Annotated in this window: 16 protein-coding genes; 5 read left to right on the forward strand and 11 right to left on the reverse strand. The window is 40.9% G+C overall.

Features of this window, described 5'->3' with window-relative positions; translation table 11 throughout:
* Positions 1–60: 60 nt before the first annotated feature.
* The 4 genes from AC23ME_RS18545 to AC23ME_RS18560 all read left to right on the forward strand — a co-directional run bounded on the left by AC23ME_RS18545 (position 61) and on the right by AC23ME_RS18560 (position 3,826).
* On the forward strand, positions 61–1,113 hold the full coding sequence (locus tag AC23ME_RS18545; protein ID WP_487729237.1) for a sensor histidine kinase: 1,053 nt from the start codon (positions 61–63) through the stop codon (positions 1,111–1,113).
* On the forward strand, positions 1,088–1,855 hold the full coding sequence (locus AC23ME_RS18550; protein ID WP_487729238.1) for a LytR/AlgR family response regulator transcription factor: 768 nt from the start codon (positions 1,088–1,090) through the stop codon (positions 1,853–1,855). Before AC23ME_RS18545 ends, AC23ME_RS18550 begins: the two co-directional genes overlap by 26 nt.
* A 21-nt stretch (positions 1,856–1,876) precedes the next feature.
* Positions 1,877–2,773, forward strand: a complete 897-nt coding sequence (locus AC23ME_RS18555) for a LysR family transcriptional regulator (RefSeq protein ID WP_487729239.1) — start codon at positions 1,877–1,879, stop codon at positions 2,771–2,773.
* Between the two features lie 63 nt (positions 2,774–2,836).
* Positions 2,837–3,826 carry a YeiH family protein gene (locus AC23ME_RS18560; protein WP_487729240.1) on the forward strand — a complete coding sequence of 330 codons (990 nt, stop codon included), beginning with the start codon at positions 2,837–2,839 and terminating at the stop codon, positions 3,824–3,826.
* A 112-nt stretch (positions 3,827–3,938) separates the two neighbouring features.
* Here AC23ME_RS18560 and AC23ME_RS18565 read toward each other — a convergent pair whose 3' ends face one another.
* The 5 genes from AC23ME_RS18565 to AC23ME_RS18585 form a co-directional block, all read right to left on the reverse strand.
* Positions 3,939–5,204, reverse strand: coding sequence for a site-specific integrase (locus AC23ME_RS18565; RefSeq protein WP_487729241.1), 1,266 nt, complete (start codon positions 5,202–5,204; stop codon positions 3,939–3,941).
* Between the two features lie 812 nt (positions 5,205–6,016).
* Positions 6,017–6,793 carry a DUF3050 domain-containing protein gene (locus AC23ME_RS18570; RefSeq protein WP_487729242.1) on the reverse strand — a complete coding sequence of 259 codons (777 nt, stop codon included), beginning with the start codon at positions 6,791–6,793 and terminating at the stop codon, positions 6,017–6,019.
* 321 nt (positions 6,794–7,114) lie between these two features.
* Positions 7,115–7,636, reverse strand: a complete 522-nt coding sequence (locus AC23ME_RS18575; RefSeq protein WP_487729243.1) for a Riean_0653 family protein — start codon at positions 7,634–7,636, stop codon at positions 7,115–7,117.
* Between the two features lie 464 nt (positions 7,637–8,100).
* Complete coding sequence (locus AC23ME_RS18580; RefSeq protein WP_487729244.1) at positions 8,101–8,574, reverse strand: JAB domain-containing protein; 474 nt, start codon at positions 8,572–8,574, stop codon at positions 8,101–8,103.
* Between the two features lie 244 nt (positions 8,575–8,818).
* Complete coding sequence (locus tag AC23ME_RS18585; RefSeq protein WP_487729245.1) at positions 8,819–9,811, reverse strand: hypothetical protein; 993 nt, start codon at positions 9,809–9,811, stop codon at positions 8,819–8,821.
* 97 nt (positions 9,812–9,908) lie between these two features.
* On the opposite strand from AC23ME_RS18585, the gene AC23ME_RS18590 reads away from it, so the two are divergent.
* On the forward strand, positions 9,909–10,214 hold the full coding sequence (locus AC23ME_RS18590) for a hypothetical protein (protein WP_487729246.1): 306 nt from the start codon (positions 9,909–9,911) through the stop codon (positions 10,212–10,214).
* Between the two features lie 267 nt (positions 10,215–10,481).
* On the opposite strand, the gene mobC is transcribed toward AC23ME_RS18590, so the two are convergent.
* The 6 genes from mobC to AC23ME_RS18620 form a co-directional block, all read right to left on the reverse strand.
* Positions 10,482–12,563, reverse strand: a complete 2,082-nt coding sequence (gene mobC, locus AC23ME_RS18595) for a conjugal transfer protein MobC (RefSeq protein WP_487729247.1) — start codon at positions 12,561–12,563, stop codon at positions 10,482–10,484.
* A gap of 7 nt (positions 12,564–12,570) precedes the next feature.
* Positions 12,571–13,827 carry a relaxase/mobilization nuclease domain-containing protein gene (locus AC23ME_RS18600; RefSeq protein WP_487729248.1) on the reverse strand — a complete coding sequence of 419 codons (1,257 nt, stop codon included), beginning with the start codon at positions 13,825–13,827 and terminating at the stop codon, positions 12,571–12,573.
* Complete coding sequence (locus AC23ME_RS18605) at positions 13,812–14,219, reverse strand: plasmid mobilization protein (RefSeq protein WP_487729249.1); 408 nt, start codon at positions 14,217–14,219, stop codon at positions 13,812–13,814. Before AC23ME_RS18605 ends, AC23ME_RS18600 begins: the two co-directional genes overlap by 16 nt.
* A gap of 178 nt (positions 14,220–14,397) precedes the next feature.
* Positions 14,398–14,571: a hypothetical protein gene (locus AC23ME_RS18610; protein WP_487729250.1), complete on the reverse strand. Its 174-nt coding sequence runs from the start codon at positions 14,569–14,571 to the stop codon at positions 14,398–14,400.
* Positions 14,572–15,050: 479 nt separating this feature from the next.
* A complete protein-coding gene (locus tag AC23ME_RS18615; RefSeq protein WP_487729251.1) occupies positions 15,051–15,878 on the reverse strand; it encodes a DUF5694 domain-containing protein in 828 nt (275 codons plus the stop codon).
* Positions 15,879–16,270: 392 nt separating this feature from the next.
* The gene (locus AC23ME_RS18620; RefSeq protein WP_487729252.1) at positions 16,271–17,440 is read right to left on the reverse strand and encodes a serine hydrolase domain-containing protein; all 1,170 of its coding nucleotides are present in this window, start codon (positions 17,438–17,440) and stop codon (positions 16,271–16,273) included.
* Between the last annotated feature and the right edge of the window lies 1 nt (position 17,441).

Below are 17,441 nucleotides of genomic sequence, written 5' to 3' on the forward strand. Positions count from 1 at the left end.
CATACCTGCTAGTTTTGCTTTAGCTATTTTTGTATGTGCTAAATCTTAATCCGCCGTAAAATGATCTATGGTAAATATTTAAAGACCAATAAAAAAAAAGTTTTCAGGATTGACAGAAAAATAATTCTGTTCAGTTCTGTTTTCATGGGCATTCTGGCCTCTATACCCAAAATACTTCAACTGCATATCACTATTGTTGAATTAATGGTTGATGCGATCATCGCACTGTTGTTTTCAATGTATGTATGGTATTTTAATTTGTACAGACTTCCGAAATTTTCGATTCAGAACATCTCAACACGTTTTTTTAACCGGAGATTGTTTACCAGTCTACTGGTTGGAATAATTGTGATGACAGTTCTGGTTACCGTCCATCAATTTGTCTTTCCTAAATATGGATTTGGATCAATGATGATGATGTACCAATTTAGAGGGATATTGATCAACCTCACAATTTACACATTCCTGTACCTGCTTTATCAAGGATACAACACACAGCAGATAAAGTTTGAACTGGAAAAGATCAAAACTGATAACCTGAATGCACAATATGAATTACTGAAACAGCAGATCAATCCTCATTTTTTATTTAACAGCCTCAACACGCTTAAGTCAATGATTGATATTGCAGATCCACATGCGGGTGATTTTGTAGTCAGACTGTCTGACTTTTATCGTTTTACATTGGATAATAGAAAGCTTGATTTAATTCCCTTAAAAAGGGAACTTGAAATTTTAAAGGCTTATTTTTTTCTTCTTACCTCGAGATTTGAAAAGGGTATAGATTTTAAACTTGAAGAAGATGTGGCAAAGTCAGATTCCTATATACCTCCTTTCACATTACAGCTATTGGCTGAAAACTGCATTAAACATAACGTGGTATCCGCGGCCAGCCCTCTTATGATAAGGCTGTATAGTAAAGAGGGCTATATTATCATAGAAAATAACTTTCAGGCTAAAAATATACCGCAAGAATCCCCTGGAATAGGTCTTGATAATATCAGGCAACGCTACAGACATTTTACGGACACAGAATTGGCTGTAATTAACGATGGAAATACATTTATAGTAAAACTACCCATTATTCATGAAGGTATTAATAATAGAAGATGAGATAAAAACGGCGAAAGCATTAGGAAGGATAATTGAAAATGTTGTACCTGGAGTCACGATTTTGCAATATATAGAGAGCGTATCTCAGGCCGTTGATTACCTTTCTAACAACGAAACTCCTGATGTTATATTTATGGATATTCAGTTGGCAGATGGCACCTCCTTTGAAATCTTTGGACAGGTAAACATTACAGCACCTATTGTTTTTTGCACCGCGTTTGATGAATATGCTGTAGAAGCTTTTAAGAGCAATGGGGTGGATTATATTTTAAAGCCCTTCGAGAAGAGTGATATACAACTTGCCTTTAAGAAAATAGAGCAATTAAAAAACTTCTTTCAGCATAGTTCAACTTCCGAAAATAATTTTGGAGAAATTTTAAAGAACCTGTCCCCCAGTAAAGGAAAGACGAATTTTCTTGTTTTTCTCAACAATAAATACGTTAATGTACCTACAGAAAAGATAGCTTATTTCTATAGTCAATTTGGAGGTACTTTTCTGGTTACTTTTGATCAGAAGGAATATGCTATTTCTCAATCGCTGGATGAAGTAGGACAGCTAATATCGGAGAACCATTTTTTCAGGATAAACCGACAATATGTAATAAACTTTACAGCGATTACTGAAATTGAGCATTTCTTCTCACGTAAGCTACTTGTAAAGCTTAATATACCCACATCAGAAAAACTGCTTGTTCCCAAAGACAGGGTGCCGGGATTTCTGCATTGGCTTGAAGAGAGATAACCTATTCATCACTATAAAATAATGTTTGATTTCCGTCTTAAAGTGTTCCATACCGTTGCCATGCGCCTTAATTTTACTAAGGCAGCGGATGAGCTATGCATCACACAACCTGCTGTTACCAGACATATCCAGGAGACTGAGAGCTACTTCAAGACTAAGCTTTTCGAACGGACAGGCAGCAGGATCAGGCTAACGCAAGCAGGTACCCTACTTCTACAACAGACCGAAAAGATATTTGACCTTTACCGGGAAACCGAGTTCAAGATTGGACAGCTTGCCCAGGATTACCAAGGTGTTTTAAGAATAGGTGCCAGTACTACTATAGCACAATATATCCTTCCACCGGCATTGGCGGATTTCCATAAGAAGCATCCTGACATTAAGATCGAATTAAGCATTGATAATACCGAGCAGATCGAAAGGTCGTTAGAACAGGAGAAGATTGACCTTGGGATTATTGAAGGGCGAACTAAAAATACGCTGTTCCGCTATTTGGAATTTTTGAAGGATGAAATTGTTGTAGTATGCCGTGGAGGACACTCATTGACAAAAAAGGAAGTTGTAACCATAGAGGATCTTTTGCAAACACCTGTACTCATGAGAGAGCCGGGCTCAGGCACACTGGAAGTTATTGCATTCGCAATGAAAGACTTAGGCTTGAATCTTTCCCAACTACAAGTTGAGTTGCAATTGAGCAATGTGAACAGCATTAAATCCTATTTACAAAATTCGGATTGCCTTGCTTTCCTTTCTATTTTTACCGTTATAGAGGAACTTACATCCGGAAAATTGCATGTAGTAGATATTACCGACCTAAAAATTGACCGCAGTTTTTTTATTATACAGCCCTATGGTAATATGCATAAATCTGTGGACCTTTTGTTGAAATTCTTTTCCAACTATAACTTTAAAACATAGTTCATTACTATTTGCGATTTACCTGCCTGATATATTGCAGCGAACTTTGTTCAAAATAATATTATGATGAATAAAGCACGCATACCTTCCAAAAACACATCCATTCCCGAAAACGATGATCGCAAGTTAAAATCAATTATTAGCAAAATCGTTTTTTTTATTGCCGCAACCATTAGCTTATTACCGTTTATGTCCCCGCCATTGGCTTTATGTATGGGCTTGGTTTTTGCACAATTTCTAAATCATCCTAACCCGGATTTAAATCAAAAAGCTATCCATTGGCTGCTACAACTATGTATTGTGGGTCTGGGATTCGGCATGAACCTGACGACAGCACTAAGCGCAGGCAAACAGGGGTTTCAGTTTACCGTAGGTTCTATTGCTATCACATTGACAATCGGCTATTTTTTAGGTAAGTTTCTTAAAATTAATAGTAAAACATCTTTTCTTATTTCTGTAGGCACTGCCATTTGCGGGGGAAGTGCCATTGCCGCAGTTTCACCTATTATTAAACCCAAAGCAAACCAAATGTCAGTTGCCCTGGGGGTAGTTTTTATATTAAACTCAATCGCGCTGTTCATTTTCCCGGTTATAGGTCATTACTTTCACCTTTCACAAAATCAGTTTGGGCTATGGTGTGCCATTTCTATACATGATACCAGTTCTGTCGTTGGCGCTGCCAGCCGGTACGGTAATCTGGCCCTGGAAATAGCCACCACTGTAAAACTGGCACGTGCCTTATGGATCGTCCCTATTACTATTATAGCTATGAAACTATTTAAAAGTAAGGGGAAGGTAAAGCCTCCTTATTTCATCGGACTGTTTATTATTGCCCTTGTTCTGAACACTTATGTACCATTTATCAATGCGATCAGTTCAGGTATTGTTTCCCTATCAAAGGCAGGGCTTTGTCTTACCCTGTTTCTCATAGGATGTGGTCTGCCATTCAAAGTAATTGCATCAATTGGCATTAAGCCATTATTGCAAGGGATTATACTATGGATGCTGGTTTCAGTTTTCAGCTTATGGATTATAATCGGCTTGTGCAGATAAAAATAAGAAGGTTAATAAATGAATAAAGCAAAAATAAATTTCCGTTCTCTTGGTATGGGCATAAAAAAAAGCAGGACTTAATCCTGCTTAGATTTATAAGCAAATAATAATTTCACACAATAACCTCTTCTTCCATTTCAATAAATGCAGCTTCCATCCTGGCGAATTTATGTGATACTAAATCCATGTCCTTACTGATTTTCTGACTTGTGATCTTGGCATAAATCTGTGTGGTGGAAATATTTTTATGCCCCATCATTTTGCTAAGGCTTTCAAGTGGCACACCTTCGGTCAGGAACATGGTAGCAAATGTGTGACGTGCAGTATGGAAGGTTATTTTCTGTTCTGTAATAATTTCCGCTTCCTCTATCAATTTCTTTACATGACTATTACACGTTGCATTGGAAGGAACCGGAAAAACATACTCATTGCGTGTAACGCCCCTGTATTTCTCAATAATACGTTTCGGAATTTCCAATAGGCGGACGTTTGAAGCAACGTCTGATTTTTTCCTTCTGCTAATGATCCATTGGTGGCCGTCAAAGAAGGACTGTATGTTGCTCCATTTCAGCTTTTGAATATCAATATAAGAAAGCCCAGTAAAGCAACTAAAAATAAAGAGGTCTTTTACAAGTTCGTATTTGGACTTGGACGTTTTTAGAAGCATTAACCCTTCTACATCCTCTTTTAAAAGATAGCTGCGATCAGTTTCTTCCATGCTGATTTCATAATCCTCAAAAGGGTTTTGTCGAATCAAGCCTTTTTTAATTGCCAGTTCCGCCAAAGCAATAACCGGCATGGTATAAACCCAAACCGTGTTATGTGTACATTCCTTATCTATGCGCAGAAAGAAATCGAACTCCCGGATAAAGTCTGAGGTAAGTTCCCGAAACGCCATATCCTCCCTGTGATAGCGTTCCCTGATAAATTCGGATAGATGATTGTAAACGGTCTTGTATTTATTGTAGGTGTTTTGAGAACGTTTGCCCTTGCTGACCATTCTTTCAAAATCCTCATTCTGGTCTTTAAACACTTTAAGGATAGCATCATCCATTACACCAACTCCCAAAAATGATAGTTTTACTTTTTGTGCAGTTGCAAAGCCTTCATCTTTGAGCATATCATCGTAAATCTTATTGATACGCACCCGTATATTGTCTAATTTAAGATTGGTACTCAGCGCCTTGGCACTTTTGCCCAAAACCCTTCCGTGTTTTAAATCCCAATTATTGGGGTTGATGTCCAGTTTGGTACTAAAGGATTTTGGTGTTCCGTCAATAGTGATACGCCCTATAACAGGGACGTTCCCGTTCTTCTTAGGTTCATTCTTCTTCAGGTAGAAAAGCAGCTTGAACGTGGATCTTTTCTCTTGTTTCATAACTCAATTGTTTAACGTTTAAAATTAACTTTCATTGAGTTACAAGGGAATATGAAAAGTAGTGCAAATGTCTGAAATATAGGTCGTTATATTATCATTCGGTCGGTTGTATTCCGTAACGATTTAGTAACCTAACCTTGTCATTTTAAGCCCAAAACCTGTCGGACACCTACTTCCAAATTTTGCCTCACGTTTTATAAACCACTGTATATGAACGGTCTTAACCGTTTTGCTTATTTTTGCTTTCTTCTAATATTTTTTAAAAAAAAATCATCATTCTATCTGCAGGCCGATGATCTCGTTGCCATATTCTAAAAGGACGGATTACACCGGCTTGTGAAGTAAACTTAAAAATTATGCGTTAAACACCCTTTTCTCTTTACCTTTTTTGTTTATCCCTAAGATTATCTATTACTTGCAGGCTAAATGATCAGCGGCCCAGTGCACCAGCAGCTTCCGTTTGCCCTAAACCCTCCATCTCCACATGGGTTTCAGCTCCACCCTGAACAATAGCGAAAAGGCATGAAAATCCGAGAGCCACCCGCACAGTTTGTTCAAGCAATATCCAACAAAAGCATTCTTCCCATCACACCAGCCCTATCTTACCAAAAAGGGAGCCCTTCAGCCTATAGTCTATCCTACAGGGACTGATCAAACTCACTACCGATATAAAGATCACAGATTTTATGAATTAAAAGCAAGTCAATTGATCCCTAAAGTCTCTAAAACCGAATACCCAACCAGATCCCAAGTCCAGATCTTTGAGGACGTTCCAGAAAACAAGCAGCAAAGTAAAACGACCTCTACAAATGCTACAGCTGCTGAAGGATACCGTTCCAAAGGGCGAGTCTTGCCTTAAGGGCAGCGAACGATGCATCTGTCGCCTCCTTCCATTTCCGCTCATCATCTCCACACAGCTCAGCGGTCATTCCGTAGGCCAGGTGCGAGTGGTGATCTCCGTCAACTTCGATATGCCTTTCCAGATAATATTTCAAGATATCTACCTTTCCAGGGAATTTGGCCGCTATTTCCCTTACCATCTCGATGAAAATCGATGGGATCAGGTCTTCACGCCCGAAGGTGAACACCGCAGCGATTACGTGGGGCTTCCCCTGAGCGATCACCTCAAAAGTATGGCGGACAAAATTGCCTGCCGCTTCGGGTATAAGCGGATTGGCTAAAGCGCTACCTACTGGTGCGTCGGCAAGTAGCGCGGAAATGAACGATCCGATGGGCTGCATATCGGCACCAGCCTGCTCCATGGCACGCAGGTAAAGCTCAAAGTGGCTCGCACGGTTGCCCGCTTCGTCCACATCGCTTTCCTCTCCGGTGACAATTTCGTTGATCAGGTACCGTGTATTCGAATTGCCCACAGGCAGCCACGGAACGGTGGTACAGGTTAGTTTCTGTTGCAGTGCCTTGAGCAGGGACATAAAATCCCAGACAGCGAACACATGCTGTTGGGTAAACCTCTGCAACGCTTCGAGCGAGTCGATACGTTCATATAAAGGGTGTTGAACCAGTGCCTGTCTTAGAGGTTCGATTACGGCATTTAAATTAGCTATTCTCCTGGCAGTTTCTTTTTCCATTATCATGGGCAAAGATAAGTGTTGTCGGAAAACTTACGCAAATAAATCCCGTATTTACCGTCTCTATGGCGGCATGAAACTCCGATGTTCCCATAGTGTAGATTTCGGTAATAGTAGCCAACCCATTTCGTTCCAAACTGCCCACCAAGACTAACAGTGCCTGCCTCCGATTCCTACTGTGATTTTCCATAAAAACTTGTCGTATCTTGAGAGAATACAGTACCCATCCCAAAAATTATCAGGGCGATGGCTAAATTTTTTTTTTCATGAGCATTAATCTGGAGAGGTTAGCGTATTAATTCATTGAGAAGTTCTAGATCATTAATAATATCTTATATCAAAGCGTCCTTCGGTAATTTTTAATGTACCACATAAATCAGTTGGGATCTGGCATGAGAAGATTCCAGAAATGATTTTATTGTCAGCATCCAGCTTGGTGATAACCAACGTGCCACCTGTAGATTGAGCCTGCCCCACGCCATAACCAGTCGCTCCGTTGAAGCACTTTTTGTTCGATGTAAAGAATACGACACCTTCACCGTCACTACCATCAAGTGAAAAAGTCTTTCTAGTACCCGGATTTTTGATTTCAATATCTAGGCCTTCAAAGAATTCTGAAAAAAATACAGAGCCCTTAATCCTTACTACATCTCCATCAAAACTACCGTCAATATCCATTTTTTTAGCCGGTACCCATTTAGTTCCATTCATTCTACATGCAAACATAATGGCACCAGTCTGCGATTCGTTAGGGAGTGCATCCGGGTCAGTTTTTACACTTTTCTCACAGGACGATAGACTACCTAATATGATGGTTAAAAGTAAGAGTTTGAGCAATTTCATATTTCACACTAATAAGTTTATCAAAATCAAAAATATGCCATTTAAAATGCATCTATTACCTGTCAACAATTATGGGGTGACAGAACAGAGGCAGTAGGCCACTAAAAAAATGACTATAAGTATATTGCTTTGATCAGCGAACTGACTGGGATAAGCTGGAGTTTCATGAGCGTAATTAATTGTTTTCAATGAAGTTATGAACTAGTTTATAATTTCCAAAATAAAATCGATTGTCTATCGTCCGAAAACCCAACCTGAGCAAAGGCCGAGCGTAGGTTCAGCTGAATGGCTATAAAAAAATTTCAGTTAATAGGCAATTGTTACCAAAATCCATACATACCCCATCTTAAAAATGGTTACGCAAAAGGTATCCAAGTTGAAACGGTAAACTGATCTTTCGATGCTCCAACGCACTTTCTAAACGCCCTAACTTTTCAGGTTTTTAGTGCTATCAATCGGGTTTATTACGACCTCATATAACCTTCATCTGCCAAAGAAAGGTACCCTTCACTGGTAATGATGAGATGGTCATGCACCGGTAGCTCCAAAATCTTGCCCGCCGCTACCAGCTTTTTTGTCAACTCAATATCGGCACTACTCGGTTTCAGGTTGCCACTGGGATGGTTATGAGCGACAACGATAGACCTTGCACAAGCTTTCAAAGCTACCGAGAAAACCATCCTGATGTCTGCCACCGTTGATGAAAAGCCACCATTGGAAAGCTCCACAATCCCCAAAACCCTGTTTTTTGTATTCAGCAACATCACGCAAAAAGTTTCACGTAGCTCTATCTGATCCATATTCCAAAACCCAACTAAAATATCGTAAACGTCCGATGAAGTCTGTACTGTAGGTCTTTGGCTAGGCCTGATCTTCGGACGATAACTCAAAGTAAGCTCTGCCACTATACTCAATTGTTCCCTGTCTAATACTTCCATGATCTTTGATTTTAAATGAATAAAAATTGATTATGGAGCCCTATAGCCGGTATAGGCCATTAAGGGCAAGGTGGAGGCCAAAAAATGTGGAGGCTCCCGAAGGGATACCCTTTTTTTTGGCACTACCTTGGCGAAGCGAACCCATATGGGCTATTTTGGCTATTTTTGTGGGAAATCAATAAAAAAACACCTTCGAACTGCTGTTTGGTACCGGTATAGTTTTGACAGCTAATGCAGCAAAGGATCAAAAATCAGGTATATCTGGCTTTGGCCTCTCCCAACGTTTGTTCAGCTCCACCAGAAAAGCATCGTGCTGCCCCTGATAATCTGCCCATATGTGTTCAGATTTAGGGAAGATCGCATTCGTCCTATTATCCCTACTATAGTTATGTGGACCGTCCGTTTTGGGATTCTCTAAATTTTCACGGAAGGTCGAATCGTTGATAAGGTCAGCCCTTAGACCAAAAAAAACTGCGTTGATATGATGAAGTGACTGATGGAAAACCATCGAACATAAAAAATCCAATGTATATTTTGCCTCTTCCCGATAAGCGGGCACGACATCTTCATATCCAGGCAATAGCTTCTTAAATTTCTTCATCGTAACCTGCGAGGCAGTGTATTTGAGTTGCATCAAGTCGGTACCAGCTTCCCTATAGGTACCTACCATGTGGCTGTCCCTACTCCGATGGATCAGTTCGGAGCGGTACTCTTCCAGTTTTTTACGGAGCATGGCATCAATCTGCTGTACAACTAGGCTTGTCTGAAAGCTATCCTTCCACTTCCCCCGTGCCGTATTGGCCATCGAATCCCAATCCTTTGTCTTTTCCTTTCCCTCTGTCAAAATATAGGAAACAAAATGCCCCATGTAATCAAAAGCTGAACAGAGGTGAAAAAAGACGTTATCCACCATAGAACTCAGCTCACAACTATATTTATAGACTGTTGGATGCATCTTGAAGGGTCCAGAAAACGGAAAAGCTTTCAAGTCCAATACTGCTCTTGATCTGATGCCATCGATTAACAGCTCATACCGAGTCATAACCGCGGAAATCCTGTAGACCACATTTTCCTGCATCAGGAACAATCGCTCCTGAACCTTGGCATCACGGCGATGGTCGTCATACATTTCGGTGACCGCCTGCACCCCGATATTGGTGATCCTGATCAGCTCCCTCAACGTTTCAATATCATGCTGACGGTCCAAGAGACCAAAAAATTCATGTGTTTCAGGCATAAGCTAAAATCATTTATTTTACCATTTTAAAGACATATAAATTATCCAATATACCTAAGATAACCAACTCCATGAAAAAAAGGACAGCACTGAATTGTTGAAAACATTGGAACGGCAAACTGAGCAACTTTTTTTCCGCAAAACCTTTGCAAGCATTATCTTTGTCCCAATGAGTTTACCACTTCGAATCACCTTCAATGGCCGGGATTACAGCTATACCATACTGACCAAAAATATTGAAAGCAACACAACTGCTATTAAAATTGAACTTGAAGGAGAGGAACTGACCATCTCACGCAATACCGCTGGAGAGTGGGATATTTTGGAACGAACGATCAACGATGAACCTAGATTGCTGAAAGAGATTGCACGAAATGTGGCCTTACGATATCGTTTAAGGTAGCATAATGCTAGCAAACCTGCAAGCTATTTTTTGGATCTGGTAACCGGATCACCATTCAGAACAAGCGATTGAAATAAATGCCGTCCCCAACTAAACCCGACTGGAGCGACATCCCGCCCATGACCATCGGGAATAGCGGATATAGCGTAAAGCGGGGCCACATCTGCCAGAAAGTACAGCCCTAAATTTCCAAATCAATATGCTATCCGAACTTTCGAACTAATTTACAAGCCGTTAAAAAACCACCAACCAAAAAAAAAGCCTCAACTAATAGGAAACAGGTGGTCCTCCAATATCTTTTCCTTTCTTTTTTGCCTTTACTGCCTTATTCGTCTTTACCTTTATAGTCTTCGCCTCCGACTGCTGCAAACTTCCAGCAGCCCCATCAGCCGCAGTAGCAGTTCTAGCCGAAATCCTTCTGAACTCCACATCGACCAACTTTGCCACCTGCCGCTTGATCTTTTCATAGTTTTCCGTGATCTCCTCTTTCGAAACCCTGGCGATCACTGGAATATCCACATATGCTTTCTCCTCCCTTGCGATCGCCGTATGGTCATTCTGGATCTCACTATGAAACATCTTTAAGGCAATCTTCTGTTCTGGATTATCAGCCACGAAGCCCACAAACTCCCCTGAGGAAAGCCCTGCTATCTTACTTGCCGGAACAGCATAGTCCATCTGTGTCGAACGGGAAATGGATATATCAGCACTACTGATATTTTTACTCTCCTTTTGTTGGGAGATCTTGCCAAAGCTTTCCGACAGTTTCTTTGCCGTATCCCCAGTTACCTGCCCACTGATTACATTGCCAACGATTCCCGTAATTACTTCGGCCTGCTCAGCGCCATAATCCTTCTTCAACTGACTGAAATCCTGCACAGCCAAAGTGGTTGCCACCCTGTTACTCCTAGCCGTAGCAATCAGGCTATCCATGTTATTGAAGTAGATCGTAGGGAACTCATCGAAAACCAAACTACTTTTCTGTTGTCCTTTTCTGTTCACCAACTTGATCATACGCGAAATATAAAGTGACAATACTGCTCCATAGGTCTGCAATTTTTGCGGATTATTACCCACACAGATAATCTTAGGTTCATCAGGATTGTTCACATCCAAGGTAAAATCATTGCCAGAAAGCACATAGTATAAAGAAGCTGAGGAAAGCCTTGCCAACCCGATCTTTACACTGGCAATCTGACCTTCCAACTGTGCACTGGCATTGTTCTGCCAAGCTGAAATAAAGGGATTGATCAACACTTGTATTTCCGGCTGTTCGCTGAGCACCGTAAATAGCCGGTCGTAATCCACCTGCATCAGTTCGATCACATGGGGCAACGTACAATACCTCCCATCTTTATAACAACGCAGGTACCAGATAATGGCCGTTAAAAAATTGATCGGACTTTCCACAAAGAAATCCCCCTGCTTTTTGATCCAGTCCCTATTCAGTCCCATCATGATCGTACGACTAGCCTCGGTAGCATCGGTTAGATCGCCCATACTCAAAGGATCCAAGGGATTGCAACGATGGGTACGGTCCAGATCGTCGAAATTAATCACATAGAACTTTGGACAGATTTTATAATTGTTCTTATAGGCCAGCAACTTATTATAGGCAATCTTGGATAAGTCATCAAACTTGAAATCATAAAGGAACATCGTAAATCCCTTACGGATATGCTGATCGATGATGTGACGGATCACAAAATAGGACTTACCAGCCCCCGGGGTCCCCGCCACCAACAGGCCACGAAAGGGATTAATAACATTGATCCAGCTATTCCTTTCCTCCTTTCTAAGATGGTATTTCGCTGGTAAATTGATACTAAACTCATTCTCCAACAACCGTTCCTCTTGCGGAAAGGTCTCATTCTCCGAATTAAAAATATCATCGTTAAGACTCCCCTTGATTAACCGGGTCAACCTCACCCCTCCATTCAGGATCAACAGATAACCAACAATGGTCAGCCCGACATATAGTCCAGCAACCTGCAAGTTCGCTAACCTAAGGTAGAGCGCAAGAATGGCCAGCCAGTAGATGATTAGCCCTGCTACGATCCCAAGCAAAATACTTTTACGATCTGCCTTTTCATCCTTTCTGCCCTGTGCGCCCATCAAACTGATCACTAGACAAAGTAGTGCCGCAGCCTTGGCAGCGAACAGCCCATTGAATAGACCAAGCTTGGCAATATTGGCGATCAAACGGTCCGTAATTTCCGCCGTCCAGCCCAATTCTTTAAATGCCCGATAGCAGCACACGTAAAAATGGATGGCCAGTATAAATATGCTGATGAGCCTGGTCAGATCAATGATCTTCCGTAGGCCCTGGGTATCTTCTCCTGTCTGCATGACCTTCTTAAATAGAGACTTGTTGTTGTTTTTTCTTTTTTTTCCTGCGTTTAGGTATTCCGCCAGATGGATCTTGTTGCGTTGGAGCCAATAAATCTTCCAATAAGCTCGGCTGACTAACAGCAGTAAGAGATGGAAACGAAGTCTCTATCGGAGCCATGCGTTTAGCCGCACGTAGGATTGGCTGTAAATGGCTCGCTGGCTTGGTCTGACTAGCTAACCTTTCCATGATTGCCTTAGCACTGTAATCCTTTCCAAGATCAGAGCCATTGAAAACGCACTTCTGTTGATGGTCGACATAGGTCACACCGAAAACCTGCCCACTTTCATTCTGCCTGAATATTACAGCTATGCCCTTCTTTTCAGCATCCTTCACAAACCTTTTCCTAGTCACCGACCTATAGGACTTAAAAAGCTTATCGATACGTTCTTTAAGGTCTGGCCGGTAGGCCTTCCTTTTTTCATTGTGCTGCGCAAACCTTTTCTCCAGATTTCGTAAAGTCGGCTTGATATAAAAAGCACTGGCCTTGATCGGCACTCCAACCGGCTCCCCCTTTCCACCAATCACCGAATACATCAATCCTTTCCTTTCGAACATCGCACTATCTGGCTCACCCCTGATCGCTATAACATTGAAGCATCCCAACACTGCATTATACTCTGCCAAAGAAGTAAACTTATAGTCCCGGTTCACCGCCGTAAGCACATTACTGATCGCCCTTTTGGTCGGCAAGTGACCGTACTTCACCTTTTTGAATTCAGCCTTTTTGATCTTCGGAGCAAGGAGTTCCTCCTTACTTTCCGCCCTGACCAGCTCAAACTCCTTTTCGATTGCCTTTCTCGCTGCTTCGGACTTTTCAGCACCTATATTATGCAGGTCGATACGCTGGCCTTGTGGCGTAATATTGGTGGTCACAATATGCATATGCGTGTGGGCAGCATCGGAATGTCGATAGACCAGAAAAGGCTGTTCCCCAAAACCTATCCTATCCATATACTCCATTGCAATCTGTTGCAGCTTATCATCACCTAATTTTTCTTGGGAATGAAAATTCAGCGTGATGTGTACCGCGTTGGTCTTCACGTTCGGTTTGAGCCTCAACAGGTGCGAAAAGCGGTTCAGCTTCTGTTGCCTATCCAGCTGCTCCGCATCTCCCGCAAAACCACTGGCCAAGATCAGTCGGGCCTCTCCCTCATCTAGTTTGTTCTCATTGTAATAAAGTATGGCCCGCATACTTTTGGATGCCGTTATTCTTGCAACCATTTTTCAGCCAGTTTGGATACTACAGCAAGTAAGCGGTCCACCTTTACATCTATCTTCTGATACATCTCCGCTGTCTGCAGCGCATAATAGCTACGTTTGTTCTCCTCCTTCGCCCCATTGAACTTCCTGGTCACTTGGTTAATATTTACCCCTATCGCCTTCAGTTCCCTTCGTATACCCGCCAGTTCCTCCATCACCGGGTTCATCGAAACATCCTGTTGGTATAGTCTGATATGCTGTTTCCCCAGTATCTTTCTACAGACCTCGGCAACCGAGGGGCTATAACTTTTCCGCTTCAGCTGCTCCAACTTTTTGAACATGGTCTCTGTTACCCTGATGATGATATTGTGGCTAAGCAGTTCTTCAGTAGCTGCTAATTTCTTTCTTGACATAAGCTCTTAGATTAGACGCTTACAGCAGCACGAGTTCCGAGTGGTGCCCCCGGCCTGAAGGACGGCAAAGATTTTTTGCGCATGCAAAAATACATCTTTGCCTAGACCAAGCGGGCTACCAAACAAAGCTCCCGATCCTTGCCGAAAACGATCGTGAATGAAAAATGAATGGATATGTTTACGGTCTAGCAATACGACTTTTGTTGATCTCGGCAGCGGCCTGCATTACCGCCCTTCTAACCTGCTGCCTCAACCATGTTCTTGAAAAGGATTTTGTTTTTCTCATCCTGAGGTATGGGCTACCATTGTACTTTCGCCCCTGGATGTTTGGATCTTTGTTTCGATTCGTCATAACTAAAAAATTAACTCGAAACAAAGTTGCTCGTGCAGGAAATGGCCTTATCACTAGTAGTGAACAATTTTTAATCTAAAAAGCGAATAATTACTTTTTCATTTTGTACATGTAAAATCTAATTACTATCTTAGAAAAGATTAACTGCTCAGATCTCAGTGCTTTACGAGCGATTACTACTGCAAATGTAGTAGTATATTTATTTGCTAGAAATTCCTTCAGCAGTTTTTATCTAACCTTTTATATATACTAAACATTATGATGTCAAAAAGTTGGACAATGCTAACAAGATCATTTTTGGCGAGTTTGAACTGATATTGACAGAAATCAACAGTGGTAAACAAATAATTTTTAAAAACGGTCGCTTCGATCTTAAAATAAATGCCTGTATATGCGATCAAACGAAATAGGACGCATTTCATTCAATTATCTTCATTAGATAAGGTCTAACGCCTAAAATGGAAAACGTTTAAATTAAACTATCTTAAAAAATCATTTGCTTTTACCCGTTTATATTCTGGAGAACAATCAAAAAGGTAATTTAAAATGTTTAGGTGACCTGCTCCGAAAATTACTAAAATCTTATCGGAAGGTGTAGTTTTAATCCGCTGAATATTTCTAAAAATTTTTAAGTTTCTATTAAACCACCTGCCTGTTTCAAAATTAACACCTACAAAATCTCTTTCCGTGGATTCATATTTAAACAAGCCTATTAGGTAATTGCCTAAACTTTTTTTTATATGATCTTCATCATTTTCTTGTCGCAACGCTGGCAATATTCCTTTTGTTTTAAATATAGAAGGTTGGCTGTATTTTATGGATGAATCCGGATTCTTTAAGAAATATCTCTCAAACTTTTTTGTTTCAACGCTATCTTTTTCGTAGACAATATTATTTACCTTATCAGTGAACTCTCCCCACTCATCAACACAATAAAGTTTTTTTATGCCAAGCTGCTTTGCGAGACGAAATCCAATTTGTTCTTCTTCAGTTCTTTTAAGTTTGTATTTACCTTCCAAATAGCTATTAAACACTGAATCTGTAAAGATTTGTTTAGAAGGTTGCCGCTCGATTACTATAATAGTGGGTTTAAATTGAGAAATCTTATTTACTATTTCTTCTATTTCTTTTTGATACTTCGGATCGAGCACATCGATCTGATCACTTTTACTAGTTTGAACTACATCAAGGTTAGGAAAGTTAAAATGAAAAGTCCCCAACATCATTACTTCCGGTTTCGGTGATTGGGCTGCCATTAAGTTTGAAAATAATAAAAGCAGCAGTGCTAAAGTTAATTTTTTAATCATATCCTTAAGACGCTATAATTTAGGACTTGTTACTTGAATGTAATTAAGAATTCAATGTCTTCTGCGCATATAAATGAGTGCGGCACAACAACAATAAACTACCTAGTAGCCATTGCTAAAATTTTTATAAGCTTAACAACTTACTCGATATTTATGAAAAGCTAGCTGAGCGGACGCAGTACGCGAGGCTTTGGGGCGACAGCGGAGCCGTCGACACTAAACTATTTAAACTTCAATACTCCTATTGGAACAGAATGGTATTCCTCCAAGCTTTTAACAAAACTGCAAGGGCTGATTTTGGCATACCGATGTAAAATAACCAAAGCCGACATAAATGCTGAGACCAAGGAACAAAGATCAAAGAAAAATAACAAAGACCAAACTATGGTCCGTCACCCAGCAGCCGCAACCAGTTCACAAATCCTGTTTTTCATTTCGTGGTACAAGTGCAATGTCTTTCCCCCGACGAGCGTTGCATCACAGTTGGCAGCAATAAAAAGGGCTAACTCCTGCTCTTTGAAATATAGTAATAAGGAACTACCTCCAAACACCGCACCCTGATGGCCGAACTGCAGCTTTTTACCGTAAGTAAACAGATCAAGCCCTAAACCATACTCTGATTCTTTAGTCGGCGTCGACATCAGTTCCAAACTTTGCGGACTGATGATCCTATGTTTGGCGAGCGACTGCATAAAACTAACAAAATCCAGACTTGTGGCGACTAGCCCACCATCACCATATTCACTATATATTTCAACTTTTGTCGGCAAAGAAACGTTCTGAAGGCGACCATCTCCAAAACGATCCATATAGAAGTTAGGCATGGCAAACCCATCGAGAAAATCCTTATCATTTCTATAAAAAGTGTACTTCAAGTCATATGGACGAAAAATGTTATCCGACATCCATTTCCATTCCTCTCGTTGGCCAATATATTCGATAATCAATGACAGTAGCACATAGTTCGTATTTGAATAGTGGTAGGCGGCATCTGGCTGAAGGTAATTCCTCCGATTGACGAATTTCAGGATCTTTTCAAGATTCCATCGCTGAGAGAGATCATTGAACCAATGCAAGCGGAAATTATCATCGGCTATATAGTCGGGAATACCTGATCTGTGGCTGAGCAACATCCGGACGGTAATATTTTCCGCACCCTTTATTTTGCCAGCAACATGCCGAGGTAGATAATTATCAATACTTCTGTCAAGTTGTAGCTTTTGCTGCTCATGCAACATCATTATCGCCGTCGCGGTATAAATTTTGGTCACACTACCACCTGCATGCACGAACCCGTTGGTCAAGGATTGATTATCCTCGATACGCGCATAACCCGCTGCTCCTTCCCATACACCTTCTCCATCTGCAATGGCTACCGATATCCCAGGTAGGCCCTTCTTTGAATATTCTTGAATGATCGAGTTGATCTTTAGTCCAAGTGTGTGGTCCGATTTATAAGTCTGTGGAAATTTGGTCTCCCTAACCGGCTGTTCAAAGATCTCTTTGGAACAGCCCAACAATATAAAGGCAAGCCCAAGTATCAGGGCAAATTTGTTTCTCATG

Source organism: Pedobacter sp. T50_32 (genome assembly GCF_057652195.1).

Excerpts from the sequence above, each read along its gene's own strand:
- AC23ME_RS18545 (WP_487729237.1), top strand. The coding sequence starts at position 61 with ATGATCTATGGTAAATATTTAAAGACCAATAAAAAAAAAGTTTTCAGG.
- AC23ME_RS18550 (WP_487729238.1), top strand. The coding sequence starts at position 1,088 with ATGAAGGTATTAATAATAGAAGATGAGATAAAAACGGCGAAAGCATTA.
- AC23ME_RS18555 (WP_487729239.1), top strand. The coding sequence starts at position 1,877 with ATGTTTGATTTCCGTCTTAAAGTGTTCCATACCGTTGCCATGCGCCTT.
- AC23ME_RS18560 (WP_487729240.1), top strand. The coding sequence starts at position 2,837 with ATGATGAATAAAGCACGCATACCTTCCAAAAACACATCCATTCCCGAA.
- AC23ME_RS18565 (WP_487729241.1), bottom strand. The coding sequence starts at position 5,204 with ATGAAACAAGAGAAAAGATCCACGTTCAAGCTGCTTTTCTACCTGAAG.
- AC23ME_RS18570 (WP_487729242.1), bottom strand. The coding sequence starts at position 6,793 with ATGGAAAAAGAAACTGCCAGGAGAATAGCTAATTTAAATGCCGTAATC.
- AC23ME_RS18575 (WP_487729243.1), bottom strand. The coding sequence starts at position 7,636 with ATGAAATTGCTCAAACTCTTACTTTTAACCATCATATTAGGTAGTCTA.
- AC23ME_RS18580 (WP_487729244.1), bottom strand. The coding sequence starts at position 8,574 with ATGGAAGTATTAGACAGGGAACAATTGAGTATAGTGGCAGAGCTTACT.
- AC23ME_RS18585 (WP_487729245.1), bottom strand. The coding sequence starts at position 9,811 with ATGCCTGAAACACATGAATTTTTTGGTCTCTTGGACCGTCAGCATGAT.
- mobC (WP_487729247.1), bottom strand. The coding sequence starts at position 12,563 with ATGCAGACAGGAGAAGATACCCAGGGCCTACGGAAGATCATTGATCTG.
- AC23ME_RS18600 (WP_487729248.1), bottom strand. The coding sequence starts at position 13,827 with ATGGTTGCAAGAATAACGGCATCCAAAAGTATGCGGGCCATACTTTAT.
- AC23ME_RS18605 (WP_487729249.1), bottom strand. The coding sequence starts at position 14,219 with ATGTCAAGAAAGAAATTAGCAGCTACTGAAGAACTGCTTAGCCACAAT.
- AC23ME_RS18610 (WP_487729250.1), bottom strand. The coding sequence starts at position 14,571 with ATGACGAATCGAAACAAAGATCCAAACATCCAGGGGCGAAAGTACAAT.
- AC23ME_RS18615 (WP_487729251.1), bottom strand. The coding sequence starts at position 15,878 with ATGATTAAAAAATTAACTTTAGCACTGCTGCTTTTATTATTTTCAAAC.
- AC23ME_RS18620 (WP_487729252.1), bottom strand. The coding sequence starts at position 17,440 with ATGAGAAACAAATTTGCCCTGATACTTGGGCTTGCCTTTATATTGTTG.